17 protein-coding genes are annotated in these 18,979 nt (G+C 71.8%); 8 read left to right on the top strand and 9 right to left on the bottom strand.

What is annotated here, in order from left to right:
* Nucleotides 1–26 precede the first annotated feature (26 nt).
* Together ACFY7E_RS04295 and ACFY7E_RS04290 are read right to left on the bottom strand one after the other, a co-directional pair.
* A complete protein-coding gene (locus ACFY7E_RS04295; RefSeq protein WP_389481044.1) occupies nt 27–1,070 on the bottom strand; it encodes a family 2 encapsulin nanocompartment cargo protein polyprenyl transferase in 1,044 nt (347 codons plus the stop codon).
* 107 nt (nt 1,071–1,177) lie between these two features.
* Nucleotides 1,178–2,593 (bottom strand): family 2B encapsulin nanocompartment shell protein, encoded by a 1,416-nt coding sequence (locus ACFY7E_RS04290; protein ID WP_389480554.1) that lies wholly within the window; start codon nt 2,591–2,593, stop codon nt 1,178–1,180.
* Between the two features lie 244 nt (nt 2,594–2,837).
* Here ACFY7E_RS04290 and ACFY7E_RS04285 point away from each other — a divergent pair, with 244 nt between their 5' ends.
* Together ACFY7E_RS04285 and ACFY7E_RS04280 are read left to right on the top strand one after the other, a co-directional pair.
* The gene (locus ACFY7E_RS04285; protein ID WP_389480552.1) at nt 2,838–3,428 is read left to right on the top strand and encodes an N-acetylmuramoyl-L-alanine amidase; all 591 of its coding nucleotides are present in this window, start codon (nt 2,838–2,840) and stop codon (nt 3,426–3,428) included.
* A gap of 65 nt (nt 3,429–3,493) precedes the next feature.
* Nucleotides 3,494–4,414, top strand: coding sequence for a 1-aminocyclopropane-1-carboxylate deaminase/D-cysteine desulfhydrase (locus tag ACFY7E_RS04280; protein ID WP_389480549.1), 921 nt, complete (start codon nt 3,494–3,496; stop codon nt 4,412–4,414).
* Here ACFY7E_RS04280 and ACFY7E_RS04275 read toward each other — a convergent pair.
* Nucleotides 4,390–5,988, bottom strand: a complete 1,599-nt coding sequence (locus tag ACFY7E_RS04275) for a Na+/H+ antiporter (protein WP_389480547.1) — start codon at nt 5,986–5,988, stop codon at nt 4,390–4,392. The two genes, ACFY7E_RS04280 and ACFY7E_RS04275, sit on opposite strands and share 25 nt — an antisense overlap.
* Before the next feature lie 48 nt (nt 5,989–6,036).
* Here ACFY7E_RS04275 and ACFY7E_RS04270 point away from each other — a divergent pair, with 48 nt between their 5' ends.
* The 3 genes from ACFY7E_RS04270 to ACFY7E_RS04260 all read left to right on the top strand — a co-directional run bounded on the left by ACFY7E_RS04270 (nt 6,037) and on the right by ACFY7E_RS04260 (nt 8,116).
* Nucleotides 6,037–6,297, top strand: a complete 261-nt coding sequence (locus ACFY7E_RS04270; RefSeq protein WP_389480545.1) for a UBP-type zinc finger domain-containing protein — start codon at nt 6,037–6,039, stop codon at nt 6,295–6,297.
* Between the two features lie 275 nt (nt 6,298–6,572).
* Complete coding sequence (locus ACFY7E_RS04265) at nt 6,573–6,986, top strand: anti-sigma regulatory factor (protein ID WP_019889334.1); 414 nt, start codon at nt 6,573–6,575, stop codon at nt 6,984–6,986.
* Between the two features lie 77 nt (nt 6,987–7,063).
* A complete protein-coding gene (locus ACFY7E_RS04260) occupies nt 7,064–8,116 on the top strand; it encodes an RNA polymerase sigma factor SigF (protein ID WP_389480543.1) in 1,053 nt (350 codons plus the stop codon).
* A 32-nt stretch (nt 8,117–8,148) separates the two neighbouring features.
* On the opposite strand, the gene ACFY7E_RS04255 is transcribed toward ACFY7E_RS04260, so the two are convergent.
* The gene (locus tag ACFY7E_RS04255) at nt 8,149–8,595 is read right to left on the bottom strand and encodes a hypothetical protein (RefSeq protein WP_389480541.1); all 447 of its coding nucleotides are present in this window, start codon (nt 8,593–8,595) and stop codon (nt 8,149–8,151) included.
* Between the two features lie 216 nt (nt 8,596–8,811).
* On the opposite strand from ACFY7E_RS04255, the gene ACFY7E_RS04250 reads away from it, so the two are divergent.
* Both ACFY7E_RS04250 and ACFY7E_RS04245 read left to right on the top strand, forming a co-directional pair.
* The gene (locus tag ACFY7E_RS04250) at nt 8,812–9,780 is read left to right on the top strand and encodes a diacylglycerol/lipid kinase family protein (RefSeq protein ID WP_389480539.1); all 969 of its coding nucleotides are present in this window, start codon (nt 8,812–8,814) and stop codon (nt 9,778–9,780) included.
* Nucleotides 9,781–10,097: 317 nt separating this feature from the next.
* Nucleotides 10,098–10,355, top strand: a complete 258-nt coding sequence (locus tag ACFY7E_RS04245) for a WhiB family transcriptional regulator (RefSeq protein ID WP_003953983.1) — start codon at nt 10,098–10,100, stop codon at nt 10,353–10,355.
* 183 nt (nt 10,356–10,538) lie between these two features.
* On the opposite strand, the gene ACFY7E_RS04240 is transcribed toward ACFY7E_RS04245, so the two are convergent.
* Nucleotides 10,539–12,005 (bottom strand): sensor histidine kinase, encoded by a 1,467-nt coding sequence (locus ACFY7E_RS04240; RefSeq protein ID WP_383437160.1) that lies wholly within the window; start codon nt 12,003–12,005, stop codon nt 10,539–10,541.
* 715 nt (nt 12,006–12,720) lie between these two features.
* Between ACFY7E_RS04240 and nagB the strand changes: the two genes are divergently transcribed.
* Nucleotides 12,721–13,506 carry a glucosamine-6-phosphate deaminase gene (nagB, locus tag ACFY7E_RS04235; RefSeq protein ID WP_383437157.1) on the top strand — a complete coding sequence of 262 codons (786 nt, stop codon included), beginning with the start codon at nt 12,721–12,723 and terminating at the stop codon, nt 13,504–13,506.
* A gap of 91 nt (nt 13,507–13,597) precedes the next feature.
* Here nagB and ACFY7E_RS04230 read toward each other — a convergent pair whose 3' ends face one another.
* From ACFY7E_RS04230 to ACFY7E_RS04215, 4 genes are all read right to left on the bottom strand, one after another.
* Complete coding sequence (locus ACFY7E_RS04230) at nt 13,598–15,118, bottom strand: glycoside hydrolase family 3 protein (protein ID WP_389480537.1); 1,521 nt, start codon at nt 15,116–15,118, stop codon at nt 13,598–13,600.
* A 9-nt stretch (nt 15,119–15,127) separates the two neighbouring features.
* Nucleotides 15,128–15,964 carry a carbohydrate ABC transporter permease gene (locus ACFY7E_RS04225; RefSeq protein ID WP_389481041.1) on the bottom strand — a complete coding sequence of 279 codons (837 nt, stop codon included), beginning with the start codon at nt 15,962–15,964 and terminating at the stop codon, nt 15,128–15,130.
* Between the two features lie 74 nt (nt 15,965–16,038).
* Nucleotides 16,039–17,064, bottom strand: a complete 1,026-nt coding sequence (locus tag ACFY7E_RS04220; RefSeq protein WP_365541263.1) for a sugar ABC transporter permease — start codon at nt 17,062–17,064, stop codon at nt 16,039–16,041.
* A 129-nt stretch (nt 17,065–17,193) separates the two neighbouring features.
* Nucleotides 17,194–18,489: an extracellular solute-binding protein gene (locus ACFY7E_RS04215; protein ID WP_389480534.1), complete on the bottom strand. Its 1,296-nt coding sequence runs from the start codon at nt 18,487–18,489 to the stop codon at nt 17,194–17,196.
* Between the last annotated feature and the right edge of the window lie 490 nt (nt 18,490–18,979).

Below are 18,979 nucleotides of genomic sequence, written 5' to 3'. Positions count from 1 at the left end.
CGGAGGCCCCTGCGCCGGAGCGGGGCTCAGCGCGTGCGCCGGGTGACGAACTCCGCCAGGGCGAGCAGGTCCCCCGCGGCCACCGGGTCCGGGACCGCCCGCGCCAGGTACTCGACGGCACGGCCCATGCGCTCGGCCGCCTGGGCCTGCGCCCAGTCGCGCCCGCCGGCCCGCTCCACCGCGTCCGCCGCCGCCCGCACCCCCGCCGCGTCGAGGGCCGGACGGGAGTACAGCTCGGCCAGCTCCTCCCCCGCCGGGGTCCCGGAGGTGAGCGCCGCCACCACGGGCAGCGACTTCTTGCGGGCGGCCAGGTCGGCCCCGGCCGGCTTGCCCGTGCGCTCCGGGTCCCCCCAGATGCCGATGAGGTCGTCGATCAGCTGGAAGGCGAGGCCCGCCTCCCGGCCGAAGGCGTCCATCGCCGCGACCTCTTCCCCGCCCGCGCCCGCGTAGAGCGCGCCGAGGGCGCAGGCGCAGCCGAGCAGCGCGCCGGTCTTGGCGGTCGCCATGGCCGTGCACTCGTCGAGGGAGACCTCGCGCGGGCCGCGCCGCTCGAAGGCGCAGTCCGCCTGCTGTCCCGCGCAGAGCTCGATGACGCAGGCGGCGAGACGCGCGGAGGCGGCCGCCGACGCGGGGTGCGGGTCCTCGGCGAGCAGCCGCAGGGCGAGCGCGCTCATCGCGTCGCCCGCCATCAGCGCGTCCGGGACGCCGAAGACCTTCCAGGCGGTGGGCCGGTGGCGCCGGGTCGGGTCCCCGTCGACGATGTCGTCGTGGAGCAGGGTGAAGTTGTGCGCGAGCTCCACCGCGGCCGCGGCCTTCACGGCGCGGGCCTCCTCGGCGCCGAGCGCGCGGGCCGCGGCGAGGACGAGGGCGGGGCGGACGGCCTTGCCCGCCTGCCCGGCGGCCGGGGAGCCGTCGGCGTGCTCCCAGCCGAAGTGGTACATCGCCACCCGGCGTATGGAACCGGGCAGGGTCTCGACGGTCGAGCGGAGCTGGGGCTGGACGGCCGTCCGCGTCCGGTCCAGGAGCGCCGCGGCCCCCTGGCCGCCGGTGGCGGCGTCCGCGCTGGTCATGGTCACGGTCACTTCCTTCGCGTCCTGTGCGGCGGTGGTCCGCCGCGGCGGGCCGGGGACGCCCGGGGGCGGGAGGGTCCACTCCCCCGCCCCCGGGCGTCGCGGACTCAGCGCCAGCGGCTGACCTCGACGTTCTCCAGGACGCCGAGCGCGTCCGGGACGAGGACCGCCGCCGAGTAGTAGGCGGTGACCAGGTAGGAGATGATCGCCTGCTCGTCGATGCCCATGAAGCGCACGGAGAGGCTGGGCTCGATCTCGTCGGGGATGCCGGTCTGGTGCAGGCCGATCACGCCCTGGTCGGCCTCGCCGGTGCGCATGCAGATGATCGAGGTGGTGCGGGCGTCCGAGACCGGGATCTTGTTGCACGGGTAGATCGGCACGCCGCGCCAGGTCGGGATGCGGTTGCCGTTGACGTCGATGGTCTCGGGCACCAGACCGCGCTTGTTGAGCTCGCGGCCGAAGGCGGCGATGGCGCGCGGGTGGGCGAGGAAGAGCTTGGAGCCCCGGCGGCGGGAGAGCAGCTCGTCCATGTCGTCCGGGCCGGGAACGCCGTCGTGGGGCTGGATCCGCTGCTCGTAGTCGCAGTTGGAGAGGAGGCCGAACTCCTTGTTGTTGACGAGCTCGTGCTCCTGGCGCTCGCGGAGCGCCTCGACCGTGAGCCGCAACTGCTGCTCGGTCTGGTTCATCGGCTGGTTGTAGAGGTCGGCGACGCGGCTGTGGACCTTCAGGACCGTCTGGGCGACGCTCAGTTCGTACTCGCGGGGCGAGGCGTCGTAGTCGACGTACGTGTGCGGTACGACGGCCTCGCCGACGTGGCCGGCGGAGAGGTCGATGGCGGCCTCGCCGTACTTGTTGGTGCGCTGCTCGGGCAGGGCGGCGACGGTCGCGAGGTGGGTGGCGAGCGAGCCGGCCCGGTCCGCGAGGTTCCGCACGTCGGCCCGGGTGAGCTCCAGGACCGTGCAGGCGGTGGCGGCCCTGGCGGTCCACTCCCAGGTGGCGTCCTCGCGGATCAGGGAGGAGTCGCCGAGGTAGGCGCCGTCGGCGAGGACGCCGAGGACGGCCTCGTCGCCGTACGGTCCCTCGCCGATCTGCTCGATCCGGCCGTGGGCGAGGAGGTACACCCGGTCGGTGGGGGTGCCCGCGACGGCGAGGATCTCGCCCGCCGCGTACTCCCGCTGGGTGCAGCGGGACGCGAGCTCGGACAGCGCGTCCTCGTCCTCGTAGCCGCGCAGGGCGGGGAGTTCGCCGAGTTCGGCGGGGATCACCGCGACGTGCTGGCCCGTCTGGACGAAGGTGACGCGCCCGTCCCCCACGGAGTAGCTGAGCCTCCGGTTCACCCGGTACGTGCCGCCCTGCACCTGGACCCACGGCAGCGCGCGCAGCAGCCACCGGGAGGTGATCTCCTGCATCTGCGGGGCCGACTTGGTGGTCGTGGCGAGGTTCCGCGCGGCGGCGGTGCCGAGACTCTGCTGCGGCGCCTGCTGCTCCGCGCGGACCTCGTCGCCAACCGAACCTACGGACATGGAACTCCCTCTCGTATGACTGAGTTGCGTGAGAAGCCTTTCAGTACGCAGCGTGTCGGCGCCATTACACAATCGAGTGGGACTGTTCGAAGATCTTCGAGGCATGTCACCGGTTTTCCAGCCGCACGGTCGAGCCCCGGCGCCCTCCTGTCCGGATCCGCTCGCACACGGTCCGAACGGATGGCGGCGGAGCGACGCGCTCCGGTACTCCGGAGGTCCATCCCGTCCCCCGGAAGGAGTCGTCATGGCTGCCCCCATGTCCGCGAACAGGTTCCTCACCGCGCTGCGCGACGAGGGCCTCACGGTCGTCCAGGTCGGCGACTGGTCCACCCACAACCGCAACCACAAGGGCCCCTGGGGCCCGGTGCACGGCGTGATGATCCACCACACCGTGACCCGGGGCACCGCCGGCACCGTCCGCATCTGCCGGGACGGCTACGCGGGCCTGCCGGGGCCGCTCTGCCACGGCGTGATCGCCAAGGACGGCAGGGTCCACCTCGTCGGCTACGGGCGCGCCAACCACGCCGGGCTCGGCGACGACGAGGTGCTCCGGGCGGTCATCGCCGAACGGGGTCTGCCGCCCGACAACGAGGCCACCACGGACGGCAACCGGCACTTCTACGGCTTCGAGTGCGAGAACCTCGGGGACGGCGTGGACCCGTGGCCGAAAGTCCAGCTGGAGGCCGTCGCGAAGGCGGCCGCGGCTGTGTGCCGGGTGCACGGCTGGACGCACCGGTCGGTCATCGGCCACCTGGAGTGGCAACCGGGGAAGTCGGATCCCAGAGGCTTCACGATGGCCTCCATGCGGGAGCGGATCGCCGAGCGGATGCGGTGACGCGGTAGCCGGGGCGGACGGGGCCGGGCGGCGGGGGCGGAGGGCCGGGGCGACACAATGGCCGGGTGAACGCGTTCGACCTCTCCCGGCTGCGGCCCCGGCTCCCCTCGCCCCTGGAGCCGGTGGAGGACGAACGTTTCGCCCGGCGCGGCCTCGCCCTGCTCCTGAAGCGCGAGGACCTCATCCACCCCGACCTGCCGGGCAACAAGTGGCGCAAGCTCGCGCTCAACCTGGAGGCGGCGGCCGGGCGGCCCGTGCTCACCTTCGGCGGGGCGTACTCCAACCACCTGCGGGCGACGGCCGCGGCCGGCCGGCTGCTCGGCTTCCCCACGGTCGGGGTGGTCCGGGGCGACGAGCTGGCCGGACGCCCGCTCAACCCCTCCCTGGCGCGGTGCGCGGCGGACGGGATGCGTCTGGAGTTCGTGGACCGGGCCACGTACCGCGCGAAGGACGACCCCGCCGTCCTCGCGGCGCTCCTGGAGCGCGCCCCCGCGGGCGCGTACGTCGTCCCGGAGGGCGGCAGCAACGCGCTCGCCGCGCACGGCTGCGCGGAGCTGGGCCGGGAGCTCGCGGGGACGGCGGACGCGGTCGCCGTGGCCTGCGGCACGGGCGGCACCCTGGCCGGTCTCGCGGCCGGTCTCGCCCCCGGGCAGCGGGCCCTCGGCTTCCCGGTCCTCAAGGGGGGCTTCCTGGGCGGGGAGGTCCGTGCCCTCCAGGAGGCGGCGTTCGGCGGCCCGCGCGGCGACTGGTCCCTGGACGAGCGCTTCCACGGCGGGGGCTACGCGCGCGTGTCCCCGGCTCTGGAGGCGTTCACACGGGATTTCGAAGAACGGCATGAACTCGCCATCGAGCGACTGTATGTGGCCAAAATGCTGCATGGGCTCGTGACCCTGGCGGAGGAGGGCGCGTTCCCCGCGGGCACCCGGATCGCGGCGGTGGTCACGGGCGCCCCGGACGGGGTTCAGCCGTCCGTCTCCTCGCGGTAGGCGGCCGCCTCCTCCAGGTCGAGGCGGCGGAGCAGGGCGCGCATCATCTCGTCGTCGATCCGGCGCGCGTCGCGGAGCCGCACGAAGACCTCCCGCTCGGCGTCGATCATCTCCCGCGAGAGGCGCCGGTAGGTGTCGTCGGCGGTCTCCCCGGTGGTCTCGTTGACCGAGCCGAGCCGCTCCCAGACCGCGTTGCGGCGCCGTTCGAGGACGGTGCGCAGCCGGTCGGCGAGGGGCTGCGGCAGGGCGTTGCGCTCGTCCGCGAGGAGCGCGTCGAGGTGTTCCTCGGCGGCCCGCGAGGCCTCGCTCTGCGCCTGTGCCTCGGCCAGCGTCTCGGCGTACCGGTCGCGCCCGGGGAGCTTCAGGAGCCGGATGAGGGGCGGCAGGGTGAGCCCCTGCACCACCAGGGTGCCGATCACGGTGGTGAAGGTGAGGAAGAGGACGAGGTTGCGGGCCGGGAACTCCTCGCCGTCGGCGACGACGGGGATGGAGAAGGCGATGGCGAGCGAGACCACTCCGCGCATGCCGGCCCAGCCGACGACGAGCGGTGCCTTCCAGTCCACCCCCGGCTCCCGCTCCCGGACGCGGGCGGAGAGCCACCGGGGCAGGAAGGTCGCCGGGTAGACCCAGACGAAGCGGACGAGGACGACGGCGACGAAGACGCCGACCGCGTACCCGGCCGCCTCGCCGACGCCGTACCGGCCGAGACCCTGGACGACGTACGGGAGCTGGAGGCCGATCAGGGCGAAGACGGCGGACTCCAGGACGAAGGCGACCATCTTCCGGACTGCCTCCTCCTGGAGCCGCGTCGCGAAGTCGACCTGCCAGGCGCGGTGACCGAGGAAGAGGCCGACCACGACGACGGCGAGGACCCCGGAGGCGCCGACCTCCTCGGCGGCCGCGTAGGCGACGAAGGGGATGAGGAGGGAGAGGGTGTTCTGGAGCAGGGAGTCCCGCAGGTGGAGGCGGAGCCAGTGGATGGGGACCATGAGGACCAGGCCGACGCCGATGCCTCCGACGGCCGCGAGCGCGAACTCGCCCACCCCGCCGGCCCAGCTGACGCCCTCCCCGACGGCCGCCGCGAGGGCGACCTTGTAGGCGGTGATCGCGGTCGCGTCGTTCACCAGGGACTCGCCCTGGAGGATCGTGGTGATCCGGTTCGGCAGGCCCAGTCTGCGGGCGATGGCGGTGGCGGCGACCGCGTCCGGCGGGGCGATCACCGCGCCGAGCACGAGGGCTGCGGTGAGCGGCAGGTCGGGCACGAGGACGTACGCGAGCCAGCCGACGGCCACGGTGGCGAAGAGGACGTACCCGACGGAGAGCAGGGCGACGGGCCGGGCGTTGGCCCGCAGGTCGAGGTAGGAGGAGTCGACGGCGGCCGTGTAGAGGAGCGGGGGCAGGATCAGCGGCAGCACGATGTGCGGGTCGAGCGTGTAGTCGGGGACGCCCGGGACGTACGAGGCGACGAGGCCGGCGGCGACCAGGAGCAGCGGGGCGGGCACCGGTGTCCGGCGGGCCGCGCCCGCGATCGCGGCGCTCGCCGCCACCAGCCCCACCAGTTGCAGCGCGTCCATGCCGTCCGCCCACCCTCTCGTCCCGTACCGCAACGTAACCTGGCCATCATGAGCGAGTGCCCGCACCTTGCCGAAATGCCGCGCCCCGAACCGGCGCCGCTGGCCGACACCTGTCCCGAGTGCCTGGCGGACGGTACGCATCCGGTCCAGCTGCGGCTCTGCCTGACCTGCGGGCACGTGGGCTGCTGCGACTCCTCGGCGGGACGCCACGCGACGGCGCACTTCTCCTCGACCGGGCACCCGGTGATGCGGACCTTCGAGCCGGGCGAGCGGTGGCGCTGGTGCTTCGTGGACGGTGCGATCGTCTGACGGTTCCACGGCGCGCGGTTCGACGGGCTCCCGCTTGGGTACGTCACCCCTCCGCCGGTCGCTCGGTTCCGTTGTCCACAGGCCTCCGTCCACCGTCCGCATCCATGGGCCTACCATGGGTGACGGGCCGTGACGAGGGGTCGGGGAACGCACGGCGACACGGCGGGAAGGATCGCGATAGCGTCACGGCGGACTGCGCAGTTCCCTGCGTACCGCCCGGTTCGGGGGCCTCTCCCCCGGGCCCCGAACGAGTTTGTGCCACCTTGGAGGTGAGGGTGTCCCAGATCGCAGGCGAGCCCGGGACCCAGGACTTCGTGGAAGTCCGGCTGCCCGCTGCGGGTGCCTATCTGTCCGTGCTGCGTACGGCCACGGCCGGCCTCGCGGCGCGCTTGGACTTCACCCTCGACGAGATCGAGGACTTGCGGATCGCGGTCGACGAGGCCTGCGCCATCCTGCTCCAGCAGGCCGTACCGGGGTCCGTCCTCAGCTGTGTCTTCCGGCTGGTCGACGACTCGCTGGACGTGACGGTCTCCGCTCCGACGACGGACGGCCGCGCTCCCGAACGGGACACCTTCGCCTGGACGGTGCTGTCGGCGCTGGCCGGGAAGGTGGAGTCGTCGGTGGCCGACGACCGCACGGTCTCGATCAGCCTGTACAAACAGCGCGGCGCGGGGCCAGGCCCGGCGTGAGGAGCGGGGACGCGACGGCCGGCATCCCCGGGCAGAAGGCGCGGCCGCATGAGGTCGCTACGGAGCGGGCGGACCAGATGAGCGAGCACGAGCAGCAGCACGAGGGCGGCGGGACCCCGGGCGCCCCCGAGGGCCCCGCCCGGCCTCCCGGGGTCCGGAGGCCCGATGCCGACGGGGCCGGCGGGATCGACCGGGTCGACGGGTCCGGAAAGGCCGGAGCCGGGGGCGGGTCCGAGGCCGGGACCGGGACCGGGACTGAAGGCGAGGACAAGGGCGGGGACGAGGGCAAGGCCGAGGCCGGTGACCAGGCCGAGGCCGGGGTCCGGGGCGGCGACGGTGCCGACGAGGCGCCGGAGCCTCTCCCCGTCCCGGTCCCGCACGACCGGAACGGCGCCCGCGCCCTCTTCGTCGAGCTGCGCGAGCTGCCGGAGGGCTCCCCCGAGAAGGCGGAGCTGCGCAACCGGCTGGTGCGGATGCACCTGCCACTGGTGGAGCACCTGGCCCGGCGCTTCCGCAACCGCGGCGAGCCGCTGGACGACCTGACGCAGGTGGCGACGATCGGCCTGATCAAGTCGGTGGACCGGTTCGACCCGGAGCGCGGGGTCGAGTTCTCGACGTACGCGACCCCCACGGTCGTCGGCGAGATCAAGCGCCACTTCCGGGACAAGGGCTGGGCGGTGCGGGTGCCCCGCCGGCTCCAGGAGCTGCGGCTCTCGCTGACCACGGCGACGGCGGAACTCTCCCAGCAGCACGGCCGCTCCCCGACCGTGCACGAGCTGGCCGAGCGGCTAGGGATCTCGGAGGAGGAGGTCCTGGAGGGCCTGGAGTCGGCGAACGCCTACTCGACGCTCTCCCTGGACGTCCCGGACACCGACGACGAGTCGCCGGCGGTGGCGGACACGCTGGGCGCGGAGGACGAGGCCCTGGAGGGGGTCGAGTACCGCGAGTCGCTCAAGCCGCTCCTGGAGGACCTGCCGCCCCGGGAGAAGCGGATCCTGCTGCTTCGCTTCTTCGGGAACATGACCCAGTCGCAGATCGCGCAGGAGGTGGGCATCTCGCAGATGCACGTCTCCCGGCTGCTCGCCCGGACGCTCGCCCAGCTGCGGGAGAAGCTCCTGGTGGAGGAGTAGGACCCGGCTCCGCCTGTTTCGCAGAACGACGTTCACGGGGTGTCCTGGCCGGGGCGCCGGATGCCGAGCGCCGCGGTCGTGGCCGGGTTCACGAGGAGGACGAGCCCGGTGACGGCCAGGACGCCGAGGACGGCGCCCGCCGGGATCATCGCGCTGTTCGCCTGGAGCATCTGCCAGGCGACCGGCAGGGCCAGGATCTGCATGACGACGGCCGGGCCTCGGCTCCAGGAGCGGCGCAGCCACAGGCCGCGGGCGGCGGCCAGCGGGATCAGGCCGAGCACGACGAGCGTCACGGCGCCCGTCACCGCACCGGTGAGGTCGCCGGACGTTCCGGTCAGGGCGTCCACCAGCATGTACACACCCCCGGCGACGAGTCCGAGCGCCTCGATGCCGGCCACGGCCGCCGCGGCGGCGAGACGGGTGGGACGGGGGGTCTGCTCCGTACCGCTGCTGACGGGGGTCTGCTCCGCACTGCTCATGGAAGGCAGGGTAACGGTGAGGCCTCCGGGACCGCCGGGGCCGGGGGCGGTCGGCCCGGCCGACGCGACGGCGGGGGCGGGTCGGACCGGGCGCCGCCGGGTGGACGGGGTCGGGGCCGGACTCGGCCAGGTGCCGCCCTGTCGGGCGAACCGGGTCGGATGCCGGGAAATGGACCGGACTGGGCCCGGTACCGCCGGGTAGGTACGCTGGCGACCATGCGCGCACTTCTCGTGGTCAACCCGGCAGCCACCACCACCAGTGCCCGCACCCGTGACGTCCTCATCCACGCGCTCGCCAGCGAGATGAAGCTGGAGGCGGTCACCACCGAGTACCGCGGACACGCGCATGACCTGGGACGACGGGCCGCCGAGGGCGGGAACGTCGACCTGGTCGTGGCCCTCGGCGGGGACGGCACGGTCAACGAGGTGGTCAACGGCCTGCTGCACGGCGGGCCCGATCCGGACCGGCTGCCGGACCTCGCGATCGTCCCCGGCGGGTCGACCAACGTCTTCGCCCGTGCCCTCGGACTGCCGAACGACGCCGTGGAGGCGACCGGCGCCCTGCTCGACGCGCTGCGTGAGGAGCGGACACGCACGGTGAGCCTCGGTCTCGCCTCCGGGACGCCGGGCACGGAGGACGAGTCGGTGCCGTCCCGCTGGTTCACCTTCTGCGCCGGCCTCGGTTTCGACGCGAGCGTCATCGGCCGGGTCGAACAGCAGCGGGAGCGCGGGAAGAGATCCACGCACGCCCTCTATCTGCGCCAGGTGGTGCGCCAGTTCCTGGGGGAGACGAACCGCCGACACGGCACCATCACCCTGGAGCGCCCGGGCGCGGAGCCGGTCGAGGACCTGGTCCTCTCCATAATCTGCAACACCTCTCCCTGGACCTACCTGGGCAATCGTCCCGTGTACGCGTCCCCGGAGGCCTCCTTCGAGACCGCGCTGGACGTGCTCGGGCTGAGGCGTCTCTCTACCCCCGCGGTCGCCCGGTATGCCACCCAGTTGCTCACTTCGTCCCCGGAGCGCGGGCCGCGCGGCAGGCACGCGGTTTCCCTGCACGATCTGACCGACTTCACCTTGCATTCGAAGGTCCCTCTCCCCCTCCAGATGGACGGAGACCACCTCGGACTGCGTACGAGCGTGACGTTCACAGGCGTTCGCCGTGCACTGCGTGTGATTGTGTGAGTGGAAGGGGCCAAAGTCCTTTCACTCGAACGTTTAGGCGCGCATCCACCCCTAAGAAGTACGGCTGTGACCTAGCCGACACCGAGGAATCAAAAAAAACTTTCCAGAAGGGGTTGTATCCGCTGCCGAGGTTTGCGAGTCTCTTCTTGGCGATCGGGACGGCCCGCAAGACCGGCCTCCACTGAAAGCCAGAACCCCTCCTCAGTCCAAGGACCACACCAGTTCATCTGGCAGTCGGCCCTTCCCTTGCGGAGGGATTCGTGAAAGCGTTCACATTCACAAGCAACCTGCACGTAATACCAAGAGAGGTAGCAGCCATGGACTGGCGTCACAACGCCGTTTGTCGTGAGGAAGACCCCGAGCTGTTCTTCCCCATCGGCAACACCGGTCCTGCGCTGCTGCAGATCGAGGAAGCCAAGGCCGTCTGCCGCCGCTGCCCCGTCATGGAGCAGTGCCTGCAGTGGGCGCTCGAGTCCGGCCAGGACTCCGGCGTCTGGGGTGGCCTCAGCGAGGACGAGCGCCGCGCGATGAAGCGCCGTGCCGCTCGCAACCGGGCGCGCAACGCCAGCGCCTGACGCCCCACTTACAGCCTCAGGCGAGCGGCGCACACATCGCGTGTGCAATCACCGCCCTCGAGTCGCAGCGCGCAGCAGTAACCCACAGCATTCGAGCCCCGGACCGATTTCCTTCGGTCCGGGGCTCGCTGCCATGTCCCCCGCGTGCTCCGCCGGCGTTCCGGCGGCGTTCCGGCGGAGAGATCACTTCTGGGGCTGTACGGGAATGTCGAGGACCACCTTCGTGCCGCGCCCGTCGCCCGGCAGCATGTCGAAGGTTCCGCCCAACTCCCCCTCCACCAGGGTCCGTACGATCTGAAGGCCGAGGTTTCCGGCCCGCTGCGGGTCGAAGCCCTCGGGCAGGCCGCAGCCGTCGTCCTTGACCGTGATGAGGAGACGGGCGTCGGTCCGGGCCTCGCCGCGGACGGCGGAGACCTCGACCGTACCCTGCTCCCCCTGCGCGAAGGCGTGCTCCAGGGCGTTCTGCAGGACCTCGGTCAGGACCATGGAGAGCGGGGTGGCGACCTCGGCGTCGAGGATCCCGAAGCGGCCGTTGCGCCGGCAGGTGACCTTGCCCGGAGAGATCTCGGCGACCATCGCGATGACGCGGTCGGCGATCTCGTCGAACTCCACCCGCTCGTCCAGGTTCTGGGACAGCGTCTCATGGACGATGGCGATCGAACCGACGCGCCGCACGGCCTCGTTGAGGGCCTCGCGGCCCCGGTCGGAGTCCATTCGGCGGGCCTGGAGGCGGAGCAGGGCGGCCACCGTCTGGAGGTTGTTCTTCACCCGGTGGTGGATCTCCCGGATGGTGGCGTCCTTGGTGATCAACTCGCGCTCCCGGCGGCGCAGTTCGGTGACGTCCCGGAGCAGGACGAGCGAACCGATGCGGGTGCCCTTGGGCTTGAGCGGGATCGCCCGCAGCTGGATCACCCCGCCGTTGCCCTCGACCTCGAACTCGCGCGGCGCGTAGCCGGAGGCCAGGGTGACCAGGGCCTCGTCCACCGGGCCGCGCGAGGGCGCGAGTTCGGCGGTGATCTGGCCGAGGTGCTGGCCGACGAGGTCGGCGGCGAGGCCGAGGCGGTGGTAGGCGGAGAGGGCGTTGGGCGAGGCGTACTGGACGACACCCTCCGCGTCCAGGCGGACGAGGCCGTCGCCGGCACGGGGCGAGGAGTCCATGTCGACCTGCTCGCCGGAGAAGGGAAACGTTCCGGCGGCGATCATCTGGGCGAGGTCGGAGGCCGACTGGAGGTAGGTGAGCTCCAGGCGGGAGGGGGTGCGGACGGTCAGCAGGTTGGTGTTGCGGGCGATGACGCCGAGGACCCGGCCCTCGCGCCGCACCGGGATCGACTCGACCCGCACCGGGACCTCCTCGCGCCACTCCGGGTCGCCCTCGCGCACGATCCGCCCCTCGTCGAGGGCGGCGTCGAGCAGCGGGCGCCGGCCGCGCGGGACCAGGTGGCCGACCATGTCGTCCTGGTAGGAGGTGGGACCGGTGTTCGGCCGCATCTGCGCGACGGAGACGTACCGCGTGCCGTCGAGGGTGGGGACCCAGAGGACGAGGTCGGCGAAGGAGAGGTCGGAGAGCAGCTGCCACTCCGACACCAGCAGGTGGAGCCACTCGAGGTCGGAGTCGCTCAGGGCGGTGTGCTGGCGTACGAGGTCGTTCATGGAGGGCACGGTGCGAGCGTACCCGCGGAATTCAGGGGCGGTGAACCTGGATCTCCGGGGCCGCGTGTTGGAGTATGGGCCGAGAAGGACCGCGTTCCCGTGGATGGACAGACAAGAATGGTCTAGTCCACAATGAACGCAACGAGCCTCCATCCTCCCCGCACAGGAGGGTGGAACGAGGTACCCGACGCTCTCTGCCCTGACTGCGTCGAGACCTCCCACACGGCCGAGGGACCGCACACCCCCGGCCGAGCAACTCCGGGCTGCGGTGCCGGGCGGGCTGAGGGTCCCGCCGGGCGCCGCGGCCCGCGGGTGTTTCCGGGCCCCTCGCCGGGACGGCGCCGGGACCGCCGCCGAGGTACTGCTCCCCCGCCCGGGCCCTGCTCCCCCGCTTCTCCCTTCTCCCCCGCCCTCTCCGTCGGCCAGGCGCGCATCGCCGCCTCCGCCACGGCCGCGAGCCCCTCCGCCGTCACCCCGTCGCGGGCACGGGAGCGGCCCGTCCTTCCCCACCCGCCTCGGGGCACGACCCGCTCCCCCGGGCCGCGCGCCCGGGGCCCGAGTGGCTGAGGGGGCAGGGGCGGCAGACGATGGGAGCGGGGCCGTCCGGGGGGCGGAACGGCATGGGAGGGGAGCCTCTCCTCTGCTAGATTTGACCCTAGATTGGTCTATACCACCGGACCCCTTCCCAGCCCCTCACCAGATCGGCAGGCACAGCGTGGAAGTTGTCATCGTCAAGGACGCCGAGGCGGGCGGAGAGCTCATCGCGGACGGCATCGCCGACCTCCTGCGCCGCAAGCCCGACGCGCTGCTCGGCGTGGCCACCGGCTCGACTCCGCTGCCCATCTACGACGCCCTGACCGCCCGGGTCCGGGCCGGGTCGGTGGACGCCTCGCGGGCCCGGATCGCCCAGCTGGACGAGTACGTCGGCCTTCCCGCCGGGCACCCGGAGTCGTACCGCTCCACCGTGCTCCGGCAGGTCGTCGAGCCGCTCGGGCTCTCCCCCGAGGCCTTCATGGGCCCCGACGGCTCCGCCGAGGACGTGCAGGCGGCCTGCGAGGACTACGACCGGGCCCTGCGCGACGCCGGCGGCGTGGACCTGCAGATCCTCGGCATCGGCACCGACGGGCACATCGGCTTCAACGAGCCGTGCTCCTCGCTCGCCTCCCGGACCCGGATCAAGACGCTCACCGAGCAGACCCGGGTGGACAACGCGCGCTTCTTCGACGACGACATCGAGCAGGTGCCGCACCACGTCATCACCCAGGGCATCGGCACCATCCTGGAGGCCCGCCACCTGGTGCTGCTCGCCACCGGCGAGGGCAAGGCCGAGGCCGTGGCGCAGACCGTCGAGGGCCCGGTGGCGGCGCTCGTGCCGGCCTCCGCGCTCCAGCTGCACCCGCACGCCACGGTCGTCGTGGACGAGGCCGCCGCCTCCAAGCTGAAGCTCGCGGACTACTTCCGCCACACCTTCGCCGCCAAGCCCGCCTGGCAGGGCATCTGAACCGCCCCGAACCCCCGGCGACGGCGCGAAGGGGCCCGGCACCCGAAGACGGGTGCCGGGCCCCTTCCCGTACGAGGCGTACGGGCGGCCGTCAGGCGCCGGTTCCGACGACGGCCTCGGCGGCGGCTCGGCCGCAGACCCGGGCCGCGCCGTGCGTGGCGATGTGCAGGGCCCCGCGGGGCTCCGCCTCGTTGAGGCCCATCTCGACCACGACGGTGTCGGGGCGGGCCGCGAGCAGGCCGTCGAGGGCCCGGATCATCCACTGGTGCCGGTGGAGGTCCCGTACGACCGCCACGACGCGTCGCTCCCCGGCGGCGGCGAGGACGGAGTCCGCGGAGGTCTCGTCGTACGAGCCGGTCTCCGTGCCGGGCAGCAGGCGCTCCAGCTCCGCGGCGATCCCCCAGGGGGTCTCGTCGCCGACGGCGAAGTTCGCGACCGGGGTGAAGGCGGCCACGTAGGGGGCGCCGGTGATCGGGGTGTACGGACGCTCCCCGCGGGTCACCCGCAGGGCCCGGCGGGCGGCGACGAGACCGATCTCGGCGCCGGGCGCGGTCCCCTCCTGCACTGCCGCGCCCGGCACCGAAGCCCCCCTGGCCCGGTGCGCCTGGGTCCAGGTCGCCAGGGCGCGCACGCGCGCCGCGGCGTCGGCCAGCCGCTCCTCGGGCAGTTCACCGGTCCGCACCGCGTTGACGAGCGCGTCGCGCAGTCGCAGCACGGTGTCCTCGTCGCACAGCCCGCCGCCGACGCAGATGGCGTCGGCGCCCGCGGCGATGGCGAGGACGGATCCGCGCTCGATGCCGTACGTCGCCGAGACGGCCTGCATCTCCATGCCGTCGGTGACGATCAGCCCCTCGAAGCCCAGCTCCTGGCGCAGCAGACCGGTGAGGATCTGGGGGCTCAGGGTGGCCGGACGGTGCGGGTCGAGCGCGGACAGAAGGATATGCGCGCTCATGACCGCTTTGGTACCCGCGGCGACGGCCGCGCGGAAAGGCACCAGCTCACGAGCGTGCAGTGTGGCGAGGTCCACATCGATACGGGGCAGCGCGTCGTGCGAGTCGACGTTGGTGTCGCCGTGCCCGGGGAAGTGCTTCGTGCAGGCCGCGACCCCGACGCCCTGGAGGCCGTCGACGTACGCCACGGTGTGCCGGGCGACCAGGTCCGGGTCCGGCCCGAAGGACCGGACGCCGATGACCGGGTTCTCGGCGTTGGAGTTGACGTCGGCGGAGGGGGCCCAGTTGAGGTCCACCCCGCACCGCGCCAGCCGGCGGCCGAGCTCGCGGGCCACGGCCCGGGTGAGCTCGACGTCGTCGACGCTGCCGAGGGCGTAGTTGCCGGGGAAGGACGAGCCCTGCTTGACCTCCAGGCGGGTGACGTCGCCGCCCTCCTCGTCGATGGCGACGAGGACGTCGTCCCGCTCGGCCCTCAGCTGCGCGGTGAGCGCGGTGAGCTGCTCGGGGGTGACGATGTTCCGGCCGAAGAGGCCGACCGACGACAGGCCCTCGCCGATGCGGCGGAGCAGCCAGTCGGGGGCGGTGGTGCCGACGAAGCCGGGCTGGAGGACCGTGAGCGCGTCGCGGGTCAGGGTGTCCGAGCCGTGTACCAGTGTCGTCATGGGGATCCGTTATCCCTTCACCGCGCCGGCGGTCATGCCGCCGACGGCCTTGCGCTGGACGAAGATGAAGACGATCAGCACGGGGAGCGCGAAGAGGGTCGAGGCGGCCATGGTGGCGCCCCAGTCACTGCCGAAGGCGGTCTGGAACTCGGTCAGCCAGCGGGTCAGGGTCTGCGACTCCCGGTCCTTGTTGAGCATGAGGATCATCGCGAACTCGTTCCAGGCCGTGATGAAGCCGAAGATCGAGGTCGACATCAGACCCGGGGCGAGCAGCGGGAAGATGACCTTGCGGAACGCCTGGCCGCGGGTGCAGCCGTCGATCTGGGCGGCCTCCTCCAGCTCCACCGGGACGGCGGCGATGAAGCCGCGCAGGGTCCAGATGGTGAAGGGCAGGACCATCACGAAGTAGATCGCGGTGAGCATCGGGATGCTGTTCAGCAGGTCGTTCTCGCGCGAGATCATGTACATCGCGATGACCATGACCTCCCAGGGGGCCATCTGCGCCATCATCACGACGAGGATGATGCCCTTGCGGCCCCTGAACCTCATCCTGGCGAGCGCGAAGCTCGCGGCGAGGGCGACCAGGAGGGCGAGGAGCACGGCGCCGAGGGTGACGGTGAGGCTGTTGCGGACGTAGGTCCAGAACAGGTCGACGCCGGTGGAGGTGCCGTAGTTCTCCAGGGTCGGCTTGAAGAGGAAGACCGGGTCCTTCGTCAGGATCTCGTGCTGCGGCTTCAGCGAGGACGAGAACATCCAGTAGACGGGGAAGACGAAGACGGCCGCGACGACGAGCGCGGTGACGTTCTTGACGACCGCGCCGGCCGTGAGCTTCTTGCGGGTGCGCAGCTTCTGCGGGGCGGAGGCCGGGACGCCCAGCGGGGCGGCGGCGTTCTGCGGGGCGGGGGCGGGGGCGGTGGCGCTCACAGCTCGTCCTCCTCCTTCAGGATCAGGCGGAAGTAGAAGGACATGATCGCGACGAGCATCACGATCGTGAGGACCGAGATGGCCGCGGCGACGCCGTAGTGGAACTGGCCGACGCCCTCGATGTAGGCGAAGACGGGGAGGGTCTCCGAGGCGCGGTTGGGGCCGCCCAGGTTCATCGCGTAGACCTGCGTGAACGCCTTGAAGATCCAGATGATCTCCAGGAACGTGGTGATCATGAAGAAGGACTTCAGGTTCGGGAAGACCACGGCCCAGAAGGTCCGCCAGCCGCTCGCGCCGTCCATCTTGGCCGCCTCGTACAGCTCGGTGCCGACGGTCGTCAGGGCGGCGTACATGTTGAGGGCGACGAAGGGGATGGAGCCCCATACCAGCAGGATCAGGGAGATGGTGAGGGTCGAGAAGCCGGTCTCGAACCAGTTGTGCTGCTCGTAGCCGGAGAAGCCGAGCGTGCGCATCATCCAGTTGGCGACGCCGAACTGCTCGTCGAAGAGCCAGCGGAAGACGGTCACGGAGGCGACGATCGGCATGGCCCACGCGAGGACGAGGGACAGCGAGAGCACCAGCCGCATCTTCTTGCCCAGGCGGTCGAGGAGCAGGCCGATGCCGGTGCCTATGACCATGATGAGCACGACGTTGACGGCGGTGAAGACGGCGGAGCGGAGGGCGACGGTCCAGAACTGCGAGTCGCCCAGCAGGTTGGTGTAGTTGTCGAAGCCCGTCCACACCGTCTCGCGGGTGATGAACTCCTTCCGGTTGAGCGACTGGAAGGAGAGGATCACATTGCGGATCAGCGGGTAGAGGAGCAGTCCGGCCATCGTGAGCAGGGCCGGTGCGACGAGCAGGTACGGCAGCAGCCCGCTGGGGAGGGAGCGTCTCCCGCGCGAGGGCTGAAGGACTTCCTTCGGGCCGGAAGAGGCCGGCGGGGGAGTCTGAGACGTCCCTGCCGCCCTTCCGGGCGCGTCCTGGGTGACGGCGGCCGCCGTCCCCGGGGAGTCCACGGTCATGGTCTTATTCCTCGCGGTCTTGGGGCTCCCGCGCCCACCGGGTCGCGGCCCTGGGGAGCGGGCCACTGGTCGCTGCGGAACCCCGGTGGTGCGGCCGGTGTCGCACGGCCGCACCACCGGGGTCGCGGATCACTGCTGGTTGATGCGCTCGTTGATGACCTTGTCGGCGGCCTCGGCGGCGGCCTTGGCGTCCTCGCCCTTCAGGACCTTGCTCATGTAGTCCTTGATCGGGTTGGGGGCGGTCTCGACGTTCGCCCAGCCCGGGGTCACCGGGGTGACCTTGCCGGAGACGGAGGAGGCGGCCATGGCCTCGGCGAAGGAGCTGGCGGCCGGCTTGAACTGCGCGGCGTCGGTGTTCGGAAGCAGCGCGCCCTCGGTGGCGGCGGCGTACTTCGTCATGTACTCCTTGCCGGCGGCGAGGGCCAGCCACTCCTTCGCGAGCTCCTTGTTCTGGGAGCGCTCGGCGATGGCGAGGTTGGAGCCGCCGAGGAAGACGGAGCCCGGCTTGTCGGCCGTCTTGCCCGGGATCGGGAAGTAGCCGAAGTCGGCCGTCTTGCCGGCCTTCTTGATGGCGTCGATCGCGCCGCCGGCCTCCCAGCCGAGACCGATCCAGGACGACACGCCGCCCTTGGGAACGACGTCGGTGGACTGCTGCGGGGTCGCCTCGTCCTTGTCCTTCGGAGCGGTGGAGTAGGACGCCAGCTCCTTGTAGAAGTTCATGGCGTTGACGGCCTCGGGGGAGGACAGGTTGCCCTTCCACTTGTCGCCGTCCTTGACCGCGAGGTCGCTGCCCTCGTCCCAGATGAGGCCGGCGAGGACGTACCAGGACTGGCCGGGCAGGTAGATCGCCTGCGACTTCGGGTCGGCGGCCTTGAGCTTCTTCAGGCCCGCGATCCACTCGGCGCGGGTCTTCGGCGGGGTGACGCCGGCCTTCTTGTAGGCGGCCTTGTCGTAGATGACGACACGGCTGGCGGCGTACCACGGGGCGGAGTAGAGCTTGCCGTCCAACTCGTTGGAGGCGACCATGCCCTTGTTCCAGCCGTCGTAGCCGAGCGTGGCCTTGTCGGCGGTCAGGTCGGCGAGGCCACCGGTGACCGCGTAACCGGCGGTCTGGGTGTTGCCGAGCTCCAGGACGTCCGGCGGGGTGTCCTCGGAGAGGGCGGTGGTGACCTTCTCCTGGATGCCGTTCCAGACCTGCTTCTCGACCTTGACCTTGACGCCCGGGTGCTTGGCCTCGAAGGCCTTGTTCAGCTCGGTCATCCAGGCGTCCGGGGCGGAACCGTCCATCACCCAGACGGTCAGGGTCTTGTCGCCCCCGGCCGTGCCCTTGCCGCCGTCGTCGGCCTTGTCGCTGTCGGAACCACATGCAGCGATGGAGACCATCATGCCCGCGACGCCGATCGCCGCGATGAGCTTGCGCTTCACGCCACCCTCCTCAGGGATGCCTGCAACCCCCCTGCCCACCGCGCGAAGACATACGTCGGGTAATGCTCGTGGGGCTGGGACCTGGTCTTTAATGGTTTAGACCAGTACTCGGAGCTTGGCCTAGACCTTTTTGGGTGTCAAGGGTGCGCAAGACGGGTATGGGCGTCCGTTATCGGACCGACACCTGGTCGAGGTCCGGCCACGACCGCCGGATTCACGCCAGTCGCCGCCCTCCCGAACACGCCGCGCGCGCCCCGGCGGACCGCAGGATCCCCTCCGTTCCGCCGGAAGAAGCCTCTCACCTCTCGACCGGAATGGCCTAGACCAACGGGGGATATCACGGTGTATAAGAAGCAGGGGGACGTCTCCTCCTCGCCGACGCCTCACCCACGCCCCACCGAAGCGGCACGGATCGGCAGGAGAAACCGTGGCGGCACCGAAGCGTGCCACCATGTGAGCCGCGACAGACGGAGGAGCCGGTGACGGCAAC

The organism is Streptomyces sp. NPDC012825, assembly GCF_042900925.1.
Taxonomy (GTDB): Bacteria; Actinomycetota; Actinomycetes; order Streptomycetales; family Streptomycetaceae; genus Streptomyces.
Note: the sequence above shows the minus strand (reverse complement) of the source record. Positions and strands in the feature narration are given on the sequence as shown.

Coding starts and splice junctions, on each gene's coding strand:
- ACFY7E_RS04295 (WP_389481044.1), bottom strand. CDS start 1,070: ATGACCAGCGCGGACGCCGCCACCGGCGGCCAGGGGGCCGCGGCGCTC.
- ACFY7E_RS04270 (WP_389480545.1), top strand. CDS start 6,037: ATGAGCGAGTGCCCGCACCTTGCCGAAATGCCGCGCCCCGAACCGGCG.
- ACFY7E_RS04275 (WP_389480547.1), bottom strand. CDS start 5,988: ATGGACGCGCTGCAACTGGTGGGGCTGGTGGCGGCGAGCGCCGCGATC.
- ACFY7E_RS04285 (WP_389480552.1), top strand. CDS start 2,838: ATGGCTGCCCCCATGTCCGCGAACAGGTTCCTCACCGCGCTGCGCGAC.
- ACFY7E_RS04290 (WP_389480554.1), bottom strand. CDS start 2,593: ATGTCCGTAGGTTCGGTTGGCGACGAGGTCCGCGCGGAGCAGCAGGCG.
- ACFY7E_RS04220 (WP_365541263.1), bottom strand. CDS start 17,064: ATGACCGTGGACTCCCCGGGGACGGCGGCCGCCGTCACCCAGGACGCG.
- ACFY7E_RS04255 (WP_389480541.1), bottom strand. CDS start 8,595: ATGAGCAGTGCGGAGCAGACCCCCGTCAGCAGCGGTACGGAGCAGACC.
- ACFY7E_RS04245 (WP_003953983.1), top strand. CDS start 10,098: ATGGACTGGCGTCACAACGCCGTTTGTCGTGAGGAAGACCCCGAGCTG.
- ACFY7E_RS04250 (WP_389480539.1), top strand. CDS start 8,812: ATGCGCGCACTTCTCGTGGTCAACCCGGCAGCCACCACCACCAGTGCC.
- ACFY7E_RS04260 (WP_389480543.1), top strand. CDS start 7,064: ATGAGCGAGCACGAGCAGCAGCACGAGGGCGGCGGGACCCCGGGCGCC.
- ACFY7E_RS04240 (WP_383437160.1), bottom strand. CDS start 12,005: ATGAACGACCTCGTACGCCAGCACACCGCCCTGAGCGACTCCGACCTC.
- ACFY7E_RS04230 (WP_389480537.1), bottom strand. CDS start 15,118: ATGACGACACTGGTACACGGCTCGGACACCCTGACCCGCGACGCGCTC.